The sequence below is a fragment of the Streptomyces sp. NBC_01190 genome (assembly GCF_045039895.1).
Lineage (GTDB): Bacteria > Actinomycetota > Actinomycetes > Streptomycetales > Streptomycetaceae > Actinacidiphila.
In genome coordinates, this window is sequence record NZ_CP108580.1 from 4,293,981 (window position 1) to 4,309,002 (window position 15,022).

The 15,022-nt window shown below is 71.8% G+C and carries 14 protein-coding genes; 10 read left to right on the top strand and 4 right to left on the bottom strand.

All coding sequences use genetic code 11. The features are described 5' to 3' along the window. Window positions 1-106: 106 nt before the first annotated feature. Window positions 107-538, bottom strand: a complete 432-nt coding sequence (locus OG519_RS17930; protein ID WP_405584674.1) for a tetratricopeptide repeat protein — start codon at window positions 536-538, stop codon at window positions 107-109. 197 nt (window positions 539-735) lie between these two features. Here OG519_RS17930 and OG519_RS17935 point away from each other — a divergent pair, with 197 nt between their 5' ends. From OG519_RS17935 to OG519_RS17950, 4 genes are read left to right on the top strand one after another with little or no spacing between them, the layout of a single operon-like run. Continuing rightward, on the top strand, window positions 736-1,173 hold the full coding sequence (locus OG519_RS17935) for a MarR family winged helix-turn-helix transcriptional regulator (RefSeq protein WP_405584677.1): 438 nt from the start codon (window positions 736-738) through the stop codon (window positions 1,171-1,173). Window positions 1,174-1,225: 52 nt separating this feature from the next. Beyond that, the gene (locus tag OG519_RS17940) at window positions 1,226-2,986 is read left to right on the top strand and encodes an MFS transporter (RefSeq protein ID WP_405584680.1); all 1,761 of its coding nucleotides are present in this window, start codon (window positions 1,226-1,228) and stop codon (window positions 2,984-2,986) included. Beyond that, window positions 2,977-3,615 carry a cysteine hydrolase family protein gene (locus OG519_RS17945; protein WP_405584683.1) on the top strand — a complete coding sequence of 213 codons (639 nt, stop codon included), beginning with the start codon at window positions 2,977-2,979 and terminating at the stop codon, window positions 3,613-3,615. Before OG519_RS17940 ends, OG519_RS17945 begins: the two co-directional genes overlap by 10 nt. Next, the gene (locus OG519_RS17950) at window positions 3,612-4,184 is read left to right on the top strand and encodes a YbhB/YbcL family Raf kinase inhibitor-like protein (protein ID WP_405584686.1); all 573 of its coding nucleotides are present in this window, start codon (window positions 3,612-3,614) and stop codon (window positions 4,182-4,184) included. Before OG519_RS17945 ends, OG519_RS17950 begins: the two co-directional genes overlap by 4 nt. A 12-nt stretch (window positions 4,185-4,196) precedes the next feature. Here OG519_RS17950 and OG519_RS17955 read toward each other — a convergent pair whose 3' ends face one another. Next, a complete protein-coding gene (locus tag OG519_RS17955) occupies window positions 4,197-4,850 on the bottom strand; it encodes a ScbR family autoregulator-binding transcription factor (protein WP_405584688.1) in 654 nt (217 codons plus the stop codon). 164 nt (window positions 4,851-5,014) lie between these two features. Here OG519_RS17955 and OG519_RS17960 point away from each other — a divergent pair, with 164 nt between their 5' ends. Continuing rightward, window positions 5,015-6,271: a ScbA/BarX family gamma-butyrolactone biosynthesis protein gene (locus tag OG519_RS17960; protein ID WP_405584691.1), complete on the top strand. Its 1,257-nt coding sequence runs from the start codon at window positions 5,015-5,017 to the stop codon at window positions 6,269-6,271. 154 nt (window positions 6,272-6,425) lie between these two features. Further along, window positions 6,426-7,550: an acyl-CoA dehydrogenase family protein gene (locus tag OG519_RS17965; protein WP_405584693.1), complete on the top strand. Its 1,125-nt coding sequence runs from the start codon at window positions 6,426-6,428 to the stop codon at window positions 7,548-7,550. A gap of 485 nt (window positions 7,551-8,035) precedes the next feature. On the opposite strand, the gene OG519_RS17970 is transcribed toward OG519_RS17965, so the two are convergent. Further along, window positions 8,036-8,779 carry an HAD family hydrolase gene (locus OG519_RS17970; protein WP_405584696.1) on the bottom strand — a complete coding sequence of 248 codons (744 nt, stop codon included), beginning with the start codon at window positions 8,777-8,779 and terminating at the stop codon, window positions 8,036-8,038. Window positions 8,780-8,934: 155 nt separating this feature from the next. Beyond that, entirely contained in the window at window positions 8,935-10,500 is a 1,566-nt protein-coding gene (locus OG519_RS17975; RefSeq protein WP_405584698.1) for an NCS1 family nucleobase:cation symporter-1, read from the bottom strand. A gap of 615 nt (window positions 10,501-11,115) precedes the next feature. Here OG519_RS17975 and OG519_RS17980 point away from each other — a divergent pair. From OG519_RS17980 to OG519_RS17995, 4 genes are read left to right on the top strand one after another with little or no spacing between them, the layout of a single operon-like run. Next, the gene (locus OG519_RS17980; protein WP_405584701.1) at window positions 11,116-12,186 is read left to right on the top strand and encodes a S8 family serine peptidase; all 1,071 of its coding nucleotides are present in this window, start codon (window positions 11,116-11,118) and stop codon (window positions 12,184-12,186) included. After that, entirely contained in the window at window positions 12,167-12,826 is a 660-nt protein-coding gene (locus OG519_RS17985; RefSeq protein WP_405584703.1) for a GAF domain-containing protein, read from the top strand. Before OG519_RS17980 ends, OG519_RS17985 begins: the two co-directional genes overlap by 20 nt. A 4-nt stretch (window positions 12,827-12,830) precedes the next feature. Then, window positions 12,831-13,931 carry a radical SAM protein gene (locus OG519_RS17990; protein WP_405584706.1) on the top strand — a complete coding sequence of 367 codons (1,101 nt, stop codon included), beginning with the start codon at window positions 12,831-12,833 and terminating at the stop codon, window positions 13,929-13,931. Continuing rightward, complete coding sequence (locus OG519_RS17995; protein WP_405584708.1) at window positions 13,906-15,018, top strand: radical SAM protein; 1,113 nt, start codon at window positions 13,906-13,908, stop codon at window positions 15,016-15,018. The genes OG519_RS17990 and OG519_RS17995 overlap by 26 nt, the downstream gene beginning before the upstream one ends. The last annotated feature ends 4 nt before the right edge of the window (window positions 15,019-15,022 follow it).

The window sequence follows — 15,022 nt, forward strand, 5'->3', positions numbered from 1 at the left end:
TCCCCGCGCACACGCAGGGGGACGCCCGCGGGACCCGACAGGGCGGCGGCCCCCGCCGGCCCGCAAAGAGTCCGAGCGCGGCGGCCGAGGGCCGGCGGCCCGCGTTCTAGGTGTCGGCGTCCCCGGACAGCGCGCCGGCCAGCCGGAGCCAGGGGGCCGCTTCGTCCTTCCGTCCCTGGCGCTCCAGGGTGCGGCCCAGCATCAGATGCGCGTAGTGCTCGACCGGATCGCGCTCGATCACCGCCCGCAGCTCCCGCTCGGCGCGCCGGAGCTGGGCCGAGTGGTAGTAGGCGCGGGCCAGCAGCATCCGCGCGGCGACCTGCTCGGGAAACTCCGCCACCACGTCAACCAGCACGGCGGCGGCGTCGGCGTACTTCCGCTCCCCAAAGAGCATCCCCGCTCGCTCCCACCGCTCCGCCGTTTCCTCCTCCCGCAGCACCGCCTCCCCGCCCCCCTCCGCGAAAAGCCGCACCGCCCCGCTCCACCGATCCTCACTGGCTTCCCCGTCGGCCCCGTACCCGCCGAACCGCTCGCCCATAACCCCTCCCACCTCACCGGCCCCCGATTTAATCAAACTTTCAACCACCCTAACCTGGTCAGGCCTCCGCCCTATTCCAGCCCCGGCCCGGGCCATCCGTGGCGCCGCCGGCTCCCGCGTCTGCTGGATCCGCGGCGCCGCCGACGAGGCTGGTGTGGGGGATTTGCTAAGGGAGGTTGATAAGGTAGGTTGATAATATGAGTGAAGAGGTGGACACCGACGGGATCGCCGCGGCCCTGTTCGCGAGCGTCAGCCTGCTGGTGCGGCGGATCCGGCAGGTCCCCGTCGAAGGTGGGCTCACGATGCCCGAGCGGCAGGCGTTGTCGCAGCTCGACCGCGGCGGGCCCGCCACCTCGTCGGAGCTGGCCCGGCAGGCGCAGATCACCGCGCAGGCGATGGGGACCACGCTCGGCGCGTTGCAGGCGCGCGGGCTGGTCGAACGGCGGCCGGATCCCGACGACGGCAGGCGGGTGATCCTGACCGTGACCGACGCGGGGCGGCAGGAGCTGAGCGACAAGCGCAACGCCAGGGCCGAACTGATCTCCCGGACCCTCGCCGGCGGCTTCACCCCCGCCGAGCAGGAGCAACTCGCCGCCGCCGCGCCGCTGCTGGAGCGGCTGGCGCAGAACATCTGACGTACCGGACAGAGCGAAGACAGCAGAACCGCAGGCCGAGGAGTGAACCCCGATGACCGCTCCCGCGGTGCCCCGCACCGCACCCCGCACGGCCGATGACCGCTACAAGTGGACCGCGCTGACCAACACCACCGCCGCCGTCTTCATGTCCGCCCTCGACGGCTCCATCGTGCTGATCGCGCTGCCGGCCATCTTCCGCGGCGTGCACCTGGACCCGCTCGCCCCGGGCAACATCGCCTATCTGCTGTGGATGATCATGGGATACCGGCTGGTGCAGGCCGTCCTGGTGGTCACCGTGGGCCGCCTGGGCGACATGTTCGGCCGGGTGCGGATCTACAACGCCGGATTCGCGGTCTTCACCTTCGCCTCGATCCTGCTCTCCTTCGACCCCTTCGACGGCGGCCACGGCGCGCTGTGGCTGATCGGCTGGCGGGTGGTCCAGGCGGTCGGCGGGTCGATGCTGATGGCGAACTCGGCCGCCATCCTGACCGACGCCTTCCCCAAGGAGCAGCGCGGCTTCGCCCTGGGCATCAACCAAGTCGCCGGGCTGGGCGGGATGTTCATCGGCCTGGTGGCCGGCGGGCTGCTGTCGGCCTGGGACTGGCGGGCGGTGTTCTGGGTCAACGTGCCGGTCGGCGTCTTCTTCACGGTCTGGGCCTACCGCACCCTGCGCGAGAGCGGGCGGCGCGGCGGCGGCCGGATCGACTGGTGGGGCAACGTCACCTTCGCGGTGGGCCTGAGCGCGGTCCTGATCGCGGTCACCTTCGGCCTCCAGCCCTACGGCGGCCACACCATGGGCTGGACCAACCCGCTGGTACTGGCCATGGTCGGCGGCGGCCTCGCGCTGCTCGCGGCGTTCGTGGCCATCGAGAACCGGGTCGCCGCGCCGATGATCCAGCTCGGCCTCTTCCGGCTGCGGGCCTTCACCTTCGGCAACCTGGCGGGCCTTGGCATCTCGATCGGCCGCGGCGGGATGCAGTTCGTCCTGATCATCTGGTTGCAGGGCATCTGGCTGCCGCTGCACGGGTACGACTACAGCGCCACGCCGCTGTGGGCGGGCATCTTCATGCTGCCACTGACCGCCGGGTTCCTCGCCGCCGGACCCGTCTCCGGATACCTCTCCGACCGGATCGGCTCCCGCGGCCTGGCCACCGGCGGCGCGCTGCTCTTCGGTGCCAGCTTCATCGGTCTGATGCTGCTGCCGATCGACTTCGGCTACTGGATCTTCGCGGTGCTCATCGCGCTCAACGGGATAGCCAGCGGGATGTTCGCCTCGCCCAACTCCTCCTCGATCATGGGCTCCGTCCCCGCCCACTCGCGCGGCGTCGCCTCGGGCATGCGCGCCACCTTCCAGAACTCCGGTACCGCCGTCTCGATCGGCGTGTTCTTCTCCCTGATGATCGCCGGGCTGGCGGGCAACCTCCCGCACAGCCTCAGCAGCGGGCTCCAGCAGCAAGGTGTGCCGGCCCAAGTGGCCGGCCAGGTCGGCGGCCTGCCCCCGGTCTCGTCGCTGTTCGCCGCCCAACTGGGTGTCAATCCGGTCCGCCACCTGCTCCAACCCAGCGGCGTGCTGGCCAGGTTGACGCCCGCGCAGCAACACGCCCTGACCGGACGGGAGTTCTTCCCGAACCTGATCTCCGGGCCCTTCCACTCCGGCCTGGTCGTCGTGTTCGCCTTCGGCGCGGTCCTCGCCCTCCTGGCCGCGATCGCCTCCGCACTGCGCGGCACCAACTCCGCCCCCGCGGCGGACGAACCGGCGACCCCGGCCGGCCCCGACACCCCGACGCCCACAGAAAGAGCACCATGGCGCTGACAACAATCGACCCGATGTCCGCACTCGTCGTGATCGACCTGCAAAAAGGGATCGTCCGGCCCCGGGAGGACGCTCCCGCCGACCCGGTGGTCCAGCGTGCGGCGGAGCTGGCGACCGCCTTCCGCCGGCGCGGCCTGCCGGTGGTCCTGGTCAACGTCACCGGTCGGGCCCCAGGACGCACCGACGGTGGGTCCGGCCGGTCCGGCGGAAATGGCGCAGGCGGCCCAGGCGGCGGAAACGGCGCAGGTGGTGCCGGCATCACCGCGTTCCCGCCCGGCTGGGCCGACCTCGTCGACGAGCTCGACGTACGACCGACCGACCACCTGATCACCAAGCGGCGGCGCAACGCCTTCCACGACACCGGACTCGACACGCTCCTGCGCGACTTGGGCGTCACCCAGGTCGTACTGGCCGGCCTCTCGACCAGCAGCGGCGTCGAATCGACCGCACGCGCGGCCTACGACTACGGCTACCACGTCGTCCTGGCGACCGACGCCATGAGCGACTCCGACCCCGACGCGCACCGCAACAGCGTCGAGCGGATCTTCCCCAAGACCGGCGAATGCGCCACCACCGCCGAGATCACGGCGATGGTCGAGCGCACCGACACGGTCGAGGCGGCGCGATGAGCCCGCTGGGCCGGCTGCTGCGGAACCGCAGAGCGGGCGAGGCCCGCGCCGCGTGGAACCTGCCGCACTTCCAGGGCCCCGACCTGCTCACCGTGACGAGCGATCAGTTCGCCGACGGCGGTCCGATCCCGCTTGAGCACTGCGCCAAGCCGATCGGCGGCCGGAACCTGTCCCCGCACCTCGCCTGGAGCCCGCCGCCGGCCGGCGCCGCGCAACTGCTGCTGGTCGTCGAGGACATCGACGTACCCATGGCCAGGCCCGCCGCGCACTGCGTGGCCCTGATCGATCCGGCGCTGACCCACCTCGACTCCGGCGCCCTCGCCGCTGGGCAGCCCGCGGCCGGCGTACGGGTGCTGCGCTCCACCATCGGCCGCGGGTACCAGGGCCCCGCACCCATCAAGGGCCACGGACCGCACCACTACACCTTCCAGCTCTTCGCGCTCGCCGACGCCTTGGGCGCCGCCCCCGGCCGCGCGGCGCCCGAGCGGACCCGGCCCCGTGCCCTGCTCTCCTCCCTCACCGCACCCGTCCTGGCCCGAGGCCGGCTGACCGGCACCTTCGAACGCTGACCACGGGGCCGGTCAGCCGGGCCGGGGGACGCCGAGGACGACACCGACGATCTCGTTGACCCGTTCCGCGATGTCCACCCGGTCATTGAGCACCCACGAAAGGTGTTGCGCCCCGAAGAACGCGGAGATCAGGACGCGTGCGACCAGGCCGGGGTCGGCGGCGGTCAACTCGTCGGCGTCGCTGGCCTCCTGGAGCCAGGCGGTCACCGTCTCGGTGTAGCCGACGTACGGCATCGGCAGGGACGCCCCGATCAGCGAGCGCTCTATCTGCAACCGCGCGCCGGCCTGGATCACCGTGTCGTCCCGGAACGCCACCGCCGTGGAGGTCAGCAGCTCGGCGACCGATTCGAGCGGCGGCAGCGCCCGTTCCCTCACGGTCGCGGCGATCGCGGGCAGCCGGTCGTAGAACTCCTCGGCGACGGCGATGGCCAGCGCTTCCTTGCTCGGATAGTGGAAATACACCGCTCCCTTGGTCATACCGGTGCGTTCGGCGACCTCGAGGATCGTGACGCCGGGGAAGCCCTTGGCGGCGAACGCCTGCGCCGCCGCGTCGAGGACCTGGCCCCTGGTGCGCACCGCGCGCTCCTGCTTGAGGCCGGTCCTGGCGCGGTCCGTGGTGAGGCGGCGTTTCCCGCCCGGGGGCCGTCGATCGCTTCCAGTTGGCATGGCTTCATCTCCGGCTCGGTGTCGCGGATCGTGTTTCACGTCGTCGGGCCTTGTCGGGCACTGCCGTACGACACCTTGAAATATACCTTCCGAAAGGTATATTTTACGGGAGACGCAACCGCACCTGACGCCCAGTTACCTGAGTTCTCACTTTGGGGGAAGTCATGCCTCAGCAGCCCGCAATCGCGTCCACCGCCGGGATCGGTCATCGCGCGGAGCCGCCGCGGGGACCGGAGGGTCCGCTGCCGGAAAGCGGCGGCGAACTCAGCTTCCTCCAGCCGATCCCGCGTTATCTGGTCCACCGCCAGGCGGTGGCGGAGGTGTTCATCACGGACGCGGTCGCGGTGGCCGAGGACCGCTTCCTGGTGGCCGCGCAATGGCCGCGCGACCACGCCATGTACTACCCGGACGAGGCCGGGATCAGCGATCCGCTGCTCTTCGCGGAAACCATCCGGCAGGCGCTGGTGTACCTGGCGCACCGGTACTACGGAGTACCGCTCAGCCACCGCTTCATCGGCTCCGACATCGACTTCGAGATCACCGACCCCGCCCGGCTGCGGGTCGGCGCCGCGCCGATACCGGTGGTGCTCGAGGCGCACTGGACCTGGGCGGCCAACAAGCCGCCGCACCGGTACGGCATGCGGCTGGAGGTCACGCTGACCGTGGACGGACAGGCATGCGGGCGGGGCGGGCTGCGTGTCATCGCCGTCGACGACAAGCGGTACGCGCTGCTGCGCGGGAAGGCCGCCCGAAGTCACGCGACCGCTCGCGCCGGGGGATCCGGGCCGGCGGCGACGTACCGCACGCCCGGCCGCAAGATGCCGGCCGCCGCGGTCGGGCGGCTCCGCGTCAAGGACAGCGTGCTGGCCCGCGGCGCGCATGAGGCGTACGGCGCGACGGGTGTACCAGGAGGGGTGGGCGTACCAGGAGAGGCGGGCGCACCCGGCGCGGCCGGTCGGCCCGCTCAGCCCGGTCAGTCCGGCCAGACCGCTGAGTCCGACCAGCCCGCTCAGTCCGGCCAGACCGCCCAGCCCGGTCAACCCGTGCCGCGACAGGACGAGTTCAACCAGTGGTGGCTGGCCCTCGACCTCGATCACGCCATCCTCTTCGACCACCCGTCCGACCACACACCGCTGATGGCCACCCTGGAGGGGTTCCGCCAGCTCGGCCACCTGCTGGTCCGCGAGTCGGCCCAGGGCGCCGGGACTCCCGGCGAACCGCCCGCCCTGGTCTCGCTGGCCACCGACTGCCTGGCGTTCGGCGAACTCGACGCGCCGATCGGCCTCGTCGTACGGGAGGACCGCACCGCGCCGGACGACCGCGGCGCCCCGGTCCGCCGGTTCGTGATCGACGCCGTGCAGAACGGCAAGGTGCTCGCCACCTCCACCACCGGCTGGCTGCTCGCTCATCACTCCGCCTGACCCGCGTCGGACCCGATCCGCACCGGGGAACGCGCCTGCTGCGCCATGCCGGGTCTCCTTTCCCGAAGCCCTGAAGCCGTGGAGTCTCCACCAAAGATACCTTCGCAAAGGAATTGTTGAAATAGGTCGCATCCCCGAAACGAGGAGCTGGAACATGGACGATTCCCCTATAGGCCGGGCCACCAGGACCGTGGCAGCGCACGCCGAACGGTCCGAGCGCGAGCGGCGCTTGGGCGCCGAGGTCGCGGATGTCCTCACGGCGGCCGGTTTCGCCCGGCACTTCGTGCCCAGCGGCTGGGGCGGGGTGGACGGCGGCTTCGCCGAACTGACCGAGCGCACCGCCGAGGTGGCCGAGGGCTGCGCCTCCGCCGCCTGGTGCGCCGCCTTGTGGGCGGCGCACGCCCGCTTCGCCCGCTATCTTCCGCCGGCGGGGCAGCGGGACATCTGGGGGGCCTCGCCCGATGTGCGCATCGCGGCGGCCGTCGCGCCGCCGTTCGGCACGGCCGTGCCGGCCGCGGCCGGTGACGGCGGTGGCTGGCGGCTGAGCGGCGAGTGGGGTCGTGCCAGCGGGGTGGACCTGGCCGCGTGGGTGCTGCTGACCGCGCGGGAGGCGCACGACAGCGGCCGCGGCCCGCGCGTTTTCGCGGTCCCGCGAAGCGAGGTCACGGTACGGGACACCTGGGACAGCGTCGGCATGCGCGGCACCGGCAGCAACACCGTGCTCGCCGACGACGTACTCGTCCCCGGTCACCGGTCCTTCCTGCTCGCCGATCTGACCCGCGGTGACTCCGATCCGGCCGCGCCGAGGTGCCACACCGCCCCCACCCACCTGGCCGGCGGGCTGCTCTTCTGCGCGCCCGCCCTCGGCGCCGCCCGGCGGGCCCTTCAGCTCTGGTCGGACTGGGCGGCGGGCAAGGCCGACGCGCACGGCCGGCCCAACCACGAGGACCCCTCGGTGCGGGAGACGCTGGCCCGAGCGTCGGCCGGGATCGACGCCGCGCATCTGCTGCTCGCCGAGGCCGCCCGCCGCGCCGACGACGAGCCCGTCACGGAACTGGCCGTCGCCCGCAACTGGCGCGATGCCGCCGTGGCGGCGGATCTGCTGGTCACGGTGGTGGAGCGGCTCCTGCGCACCGGCGGCGCCCATGTCCGCGACGGCGGGGGCGAACTCCAGCGGCTGTGGCGCGATGTGCACACGATCGGGTCGCACGGTGTGCTCCGCCTCGAGCCGGCCGCCGGCGCGTACGCGGCCGCACTTTTTGCAGTGGGCGGGGCGTAGCGCCCGGGGGGACCCACAGCGCCTCCTAGGGGCGCCCCGGCGCTTGGCGGCAACCATCCAGGGGCGCGGGGAACTGCGCGCTCAGCCACCTACCGGCCGGTGGGCCGGATGCGGCAGCGGCAGCCCCTTTGGGTCGGTGACGACCCGCGCGTGCGTTGTGGCTGGTCGCGCCGTTCCTCGCGCCCCTTTGGGGCACGGCACCTCCCGCCCAGGTGAAGGCCACGCCCATCCGGGGGCGCCGCGGCGCCTGGCGGCGCCCAGCAGGGGCGCGAGGAACTGCGCGAGCAACCCACCACCCGCCGGTGGACCGGCAACAACAGCAACAGCCCCACCCGGCCGGTGGCGACCCGCGCGTGCGTTGTGGCTGGTCGCGCCGTTCCGCCCCCAGAGCTTCGCCTGGGGGTACCCCCAGCGCCTCCTAGGGGCACGGCGCCTCCCGCCGGGGTGAGGGCGGCGCCCGCCAGGGGTACCCCCAGGCGAAGCTCTCACATGGCGGCGGACCGCAGGCCGCCGCAGCCGTCGGCCGCCACCGGCTCGCTCGGCCGGAAGTGCCGAACCAGCTCCGGATGGTCGCCGACCACGCGGGGATTCCCGACGCACTCCAGCATCGGGAGGTCGGAGGGATGGTCACCGAAGGCGTAGCACTCCCGCGGATCGACGGTCGGGTGCTCGGCGAGCAGCCGCAGCACCGCCGCCCGCTTGCCGTTGCCGATCATCGGCTCGGCCACCTCGCCGGTGTATTTGCCGTCCCGTACCAGCGGGGTGGTGGCCAGCACATAGGCCGCTCCGACATGGCGGGCGATCGGGGCCAGGCAGGGGCGGAAGGAGCCGGAGACCAGCACCAGCCCCGCGCCCGCGGCCCGGTGCCTGCTGAGCGAGGCGAGCGTGGACCCGATGAAGAAATCCGGCCGCGCCGACCGTTCGGCGAACCACTCCTCGCCCAGTCGCTCGGTCGCCGCCGCGTCCTCCCCCGCGTAGTGGCGGTAGTAGGCGCGGTTGATCTCGTCACGCGGCGTGCCGGCGGCCGCCTGGGCCTGCAACTCCCGGGCGATGCCCAGAAAACGGTTGGTGCCTTCCGCCTCGCCGTAACGCCGGGTCAGCCGGAAGCGGAGGAATTCGACCATGCTCTTGGCGTTGACGAGGGTCTCGTCGACATCGCTGAAGACCAGGTACGGCACTCGATGGGTGGCGGTGGTAGCGGCGGTGGCGGTGGCGGTGGTGACGGTCACGTGGGGACGTCCTCTCGGCCTGCCGTGCAGGGAAGAAACCTTTGCAAAGGTATCTTCTTGAGCGGTACGCCGTCCAGACCGTCCCCCCTGCCCGCAGTCCCCGCTGCCCGCCGTGCCCGCCACCCCCACCGGGGCGGCGGGCACGGCCGCGGTGGTCAGCCGCGCGGCTCCGTCAGCGGGGCTTCGGCGAGACCGTCCAGTTGGGCGGCCCGGCGGTCGGGGATGAGCCGGCTGAGCGCCGTGTGCAGGACGAGGGCCGCGCCGAGGCCGACCGCCCAGCCGTAGTCGGCGAGCGGCTTCAGGGCCGGGATCAGGCCGCCGGAGGGGAAGGGGCCGGCGCCGGGGGCGGAGTGGGAGCCGCCGATGGCGAGCACACCGCCGACGGCGAAGGCGAGCACCGCCCGCCAGTTCCAGCCGCCGTCGTACCAGTAACGGCCCCCGGCCCGGTAGAGATCGGGCAGGTCGAGCCGGGTGCGGCGGATCAGCCAGTAGTCGGCGATCAGCACCCCGGCGACCGTGCCGAGCAGGCCCGCGACCGTGCCGAGCCAGGTGTAGATGTACGCCTGCGGGCTGGAGATCAGCTTCCACGGCAGGATGACGATGCCGACGGCCGCCGTGATCAGCGCCCCGGCGCGGAAACTGATCAGCCGCGGCGCCACGTTGGAGAGGTCGAAGGCGGGCGAGACGGTGTTGGCGGCGATGTTCACCGACAAGGTGGCCACCAGGACCGTCACCAGGGCGAAGAGGATCGCGGCCCAGTTGTCCAGCTTCGCGGCGAGCGCCACCGGGTCCCAGATCGCGGTGCCGTAGACGGCCTGGGAGCCGGAGGTCACCAGTACCGACAGCAGGGCGAAGGCGGTCATCGTGGTGGGCAGCCCGAGCGACTGGCCCCACAACTGGGCGCGTTGGGTGGCCGCGTAGCGGGTGAAGTCGGGGATGTTCAGCGAGAGCGTCGACCAGAAGCCGATCATGCCCATCAGGCTCGGGAAGAAGACCTTCCAGAAGCCGCTGCCCCAGCCGAGCTTGGACGGCTGGTCGAGCAGCGGGCCGAGGCCGCCGGCCTTGACGCTCATCCAGGCCAGCAGGGCGAGCGCGCCGGCGATGACGAACGGCGCGGCCCAGTTCTCGAAGCGGCGGACCGTCTCCATGCCCCGCACGATGATGGCGATCTGCACCGCCCAGAAGAGCAGGAAGGACAGCCACTGGGTCCACGGGTAGCCGCCGATGTGCCCCGCGCCCGACCACCAGTCGCCGAGCAGCCGCCCGGCCAGCAGGAAGATGCCGGAGCCGCCGATCCAGGTCTGGATGCCGAACCAGGCGCAGGCGACCGCGGCGCGCACCAGCGCCGGCAGGTTGGCGCCGCGCACCCCGAAGGCGGCGCGGGCGAAGACCGGGAAGGGGATGCCGTACTTGGGCCCGGCGTGCCCGGTGAGCAGCATCGGCACCAGCACGATCACGTTGGCCGCGGCGATGGTCAGGACCGCCTGCTTCCAGTCCATGCCGAGGGCGACCAGGCCGGAGGCGAGCGTCCAGGAGGCGATGTTGTGGGCCATGCCGACCCACAGCGCGGCGAAGTTGTACGTGGTCCAGCGGCGCTGGGCGAGCGGGACGGGGAGCAGGTCCGCGTTGGCGTAGCGGCCTACGGGGGCGGCGCCTTCGGGGAGTTCGACGCGGTCGCCGGGATCGCCGGTCCGGTCGGTGGGGGTGGTGGTTGCTGACATGGCACGGTCCCTTCATACGAGGCGGGGGACGAAAGGGCTGAACGGTGCCGTGCGGGCGCGGGTGCGGGTGCGGTGCGGGGTGCGGGACTGGTCGGTCGGCGGGGGTCCGGGCGCGGGTTCTCATCGACCTTCCCTGTGGCCGGTGTTCGCACGCGCGATCCGGCCGTCCGGCTGAATCCCGGCGCCGCCATTGCCGGGTCCGCATGTTCCGCCAATTACGCGGACGATGACGTACGTTGGTGTTCGAGTTACTCTTGATGCGTGAGATTCGCCTGGGGATGAATTAGATTACAGCGGTGGTGTTGCCGCCCGCCCCGGATGGCAAAAAAAGAGGGCGCACAAAGCGGCGCACCCGTGCTTCCCAAGCGCCGAACGGTGATCTGGCCCGAGGTTTGGATCGAAGAGGGGACGGGTAGCTCGGCGGCCCTGGAGATCATCGGAACCAAATAATCCGACAGCCCTTGCAAGGTCCATGGAAACCGCCTTAGTCTCTTCCTGGCAGCCAGCGGTCGATCGACTCGGCCGGTCAAGTCAGCACCTCGCTTCCGCAAGAACGTCGAACTGGACAATCGCCGGTTCGATGTGGGTTTTTCTTGACTGAACTGGACGGTGCACTTGACAACCGGAACACGTCGCGCTTCTGTCCGTTTCGCCCATATGAATGCCGGTCAATCGGTGGACCGGTCCCATTTCCCGGCCGCCGCGGCGGTCGACCGGGAATGGGCCTGGGGAGGTTCACGCGGCGCGGGGGTCAGGGTCTGCGTCATCGACAGCGGCGTCACTCAGGGGCACCCGGAAATCGGTCCACTGGTGGCGGCGTACGCGGTGGAGCGCTTCGACGCGGGAGACCCGGGAGATCCGGCTGGTGCCGCGGGCGGCTACCGGCTGGTTCCCGACGAGGAGGGCGACGCCGCGGGACACGGCACCGCGTGCGCCGCGATCATCCGGCGGGTGGCCCCCGATGTGGCGCTGACCAGCATACGGATCCTCGGCCCCGGCCTCGGCGGCGACGGGAACGCGCTGCTCGCCGCGCTCCGCTGGGCGGTCGCGGAGCGCTTCGACGTGGTCAATCTCAGCCTCTCCTCACGCAAGCCGGACTTCAAGGCGTCCCTGCACGAGATCGCCGACGAGGCGTACTTCAACCGGGTGGCCATCGTGGCCGCTGCCCACAACAGCCCGGTGCGCAGCTACCCCTGGACCTTCCCCTCCGTGATCTCCGTCGGATCGCACGAAAGCGATGACAGGGAACGTATCGAGGTCAGCCCCGAGCCACCGGTGGAATTCTTCGCGGCCGGCGTCAACATCGACGTCCCGTGGACAAACGGAGGGCATTCGACACTTTCCGGCAACAGTTTCGCCACGCCTCATGTCGCTGGTTTTGTGGCCCGCCTTCTCGGCAAACACCCACATCTTCCGGTCGGCGAGATAAAACATGTGCTCGCCGCTCTCTCCGACAATCTCATCGAACTTGTTCCACCTGGTGAATCCGGTGAATCCGGGGAATCCGGCGAACTCAAGGAAATCGGCGCCCGCTCCGAACTCGGGGCGCTCACGTCACTCGACGAACTCAGCGCACTCCACACCCCCGACCGGCTCGGCCGACCAGTTCGACCTGATCAACGCGACGCAATCCACGAACCCGACCACTCCGCCGAAGGAGCCGGCCATGCCCCCACCGGCGAATGAAGACCCTTTCCCCGGACCGCAGGACGGCGCCGCGCACGACGGCGCCCCGCTGTCCCGGCGCGACGAGGTGCTGCGCTCCACCGTGCGGCTGGCCCGGCTCGTCTTCAGCGCGCCCGCCTCGTCGATCTTCCTGCACGACCCCGGGGCCGGATCCCTCGTCCTGGAGGCGACCTCCGACCCGCTCGAGGACCATCTGCTGGGGTGGAAGATCCCCGACTACAGCGGTATCGCCGGCTGGGTCTTCCAGAGCGGGGAAGCGGTGATCGCCGACGATCTGGACCATCATCCGCAGTTCAACCGGGACTTCGCCGTCTCCACCGGCCTGGTGCCCAACAGCATCATCGCCGCGCCGCTGGAGACCGGGGGTTCGGTCTTCGGCACGATGGAGATCCTCGATCCGGTCCTGGGTTCGCGCAGCGCTACGGCGGTGATCGAGCTGGTCTCGGAGCTGGCCCGCCAGTGTTCCGCGGCGCTGGCGCTCGCGGGCGAACTACCGGGCCCGCCCGCCCGGCACGCGGCGGCGGCCGACCGGCTGACCGCACTGGTGGCCGGACTGGCCCGTACCGACGATCCGTCCGCCGCGCGGACACTCGCCTCCCTGGAGGAGATCGCCAGCGCGCTGGCGCTGAGAAAGGGGTGATCAGATGCATCTGCTGGAAATCGGCGCTCGCCGCAACAAGCCCGCCGCTGGCCTCTATCTGGCGCTGACCCGCCGCTGCCCGCTGTCCTGTGCGCACTGCTCGACCGATTCCTCGTCCACCAGCGAGCAGCATCCCGAGACCCCGTTCCGCAAGCTGGTGGAGTCCTTCGACCGGGAGACCCGGCCCGATCTGCTGCTGATGTCCGGTGGTGAGGCGCTGCTGCGGGCCGCGCTCGTCGCCGACCTGGCCCGTACCGCCCGGGCGGTCGGCACCCGGTCCTATGTGCTCTCCGGCATGTGGTTCGCCCGTGAGGACCGGCGGTTGCCGGCGCCGGTGGCCGCCGCGATCCGCGAGGTGGACCACTTCGCCGCCAGCCTGGACGAGTTCCACGAGCGCGAGGTGAGCCGGGCCGAGGTCTTCCGGGCGATGCACCAGGTCCGGGAGATCGTGCCGGATGTGAGCTTCCAGCTCACCGGGCGCGGTGACGACGACCCCTACCTCGCCGATCTGATCGCCGATGTGCGCCGCGAGTTCGATGACCAGGTGCCGATCCTGGTCGGCACCCTCAGCGCGATCGGCCGCGGCCGCGACCTCGCCGGGCTGACCGCGACACCCACGTCCAACGTCCCGGTGGCGGCGGTCGACCCGTGCGACCGGGTCACCTGGCCGCTGGTCACCTACGACGGGACCGTCTACGCCTGCTGCAACCAGGATCTGGTCGAGCGGCGGCAGCCGGAGCACCTGATCCTCGGGCACGCGGCCCGCCAGTCCTGGCCGGAGCTGCGCCGGATCTTCCTGGAGCGCGAGCTGTTCCGGGCGCTGCGGGTGCTCGGCCCCAGCTTCGTGGCCGGCCGGTTCTCCGAGGGCGCCTGCGACAAGGGGATGTGCGGCAACTGCGTCTCCCTGGCCGGGGACGAGCGGGCCCAGCGCGGGCTGGCGGAGTATCTGCGCACCGAATCCGGCCGGCTGCTGGAGATCGCCGCGCGTGAAGTGGTGGAGCGGCAGGCCGCGACCGCCTTCTCGGGCCGTCGCTCCGGGCGCTACGGGGATCTGGTCGCCCTGGGATCGGAGGCGGGCCGTGAACAGCCGTCCCTCGCTGGCTGACACCGAGGCGATGCGCCGCCGCCGTGGAGAATCGATTCTGCTGTACATCACCGACCAGTGCCCGGTCGGCTGCGCCCACTGCTCGGTGGACGCCCGCGCCGACGGCGGACGCGTCGCCGACTGGGACGTCTTCCGGGACGTGGTCGCCGGCATCGTCGCGCTGCCGGGGCTGCGCTCGGTCGCGGTCTCCGGCGGCGAGCCCTTCGCCGAGCAGCGGGCGCTGCCGTACGCGATCGGGGCGTTCGCCGACGCGGGGCTCGACACGGTCGTCTTCACCAGCGGCTACTGGGCCCGCGAGGACGGCGGCACACCTGGCTGGGTACGGAAGCTGCTGCCGCGGATCTCCACCGTCTTCCTCAGCACCGACGGCTTCCACATGGGCGGGGTGTCCGGCGCCCGGTTCGTCTCCGCGCTGCGGGCGGTCCGGGACGCGGGGAGCCACATCGTGGTGCAGGCGCTCGATCAGGGGGGCGAGCCGGGCGGCGCGGGCGACGGCGGCGCCGCCGCCGAGGCGCTGCTCAAGGAGGCGCTCGGCCCGGGGTGGAGCGAGTGGGCGGAGACCAAAGTCATCACCCCGCTGCGCTACGGCCGCGGCTCCGGCGTCTTCGCCATCCGCAGCCGGCACGAAGTGGGCACGCTGGCCGCCTGCTCGCTGCTCGGCTCACCGACCGTGCGCTACGACGGGGTGCTCATCCCCTGCTGCAACGAGGGGCTGATCACCGGTCATGGCCCGGTGGCGCTGCGGGCCCCGGTCCGCGGCCCGCAGGGGGTCGCCGACGCGCTTGAGGCCTTCGGGGGCGACCCGCTGCTGACGGTGATGGGCAGCCTCGGGCCCGGGGCGGCGGCGGATCTGCCCGGGTTCGAGGCGCTGCGCGAGGAGCGCTTCGAGAACGTCTGCGGCGGCTGCTGGAAGGCGTACGACATCGCCCGCGGCTCGGCGCGGGCCGCCGACTCGGTCCAGGCACTGGGCGCGGCTCTCACCGGGGCTCGCCCCGGACCCGGACCCGGTCTGAGCGGGAATCTGAACGGCAGTCCGATCGGCAGTCCGAACGGAACCCTGAACGGAACCCTGAACGGAAGGGGATGACGGA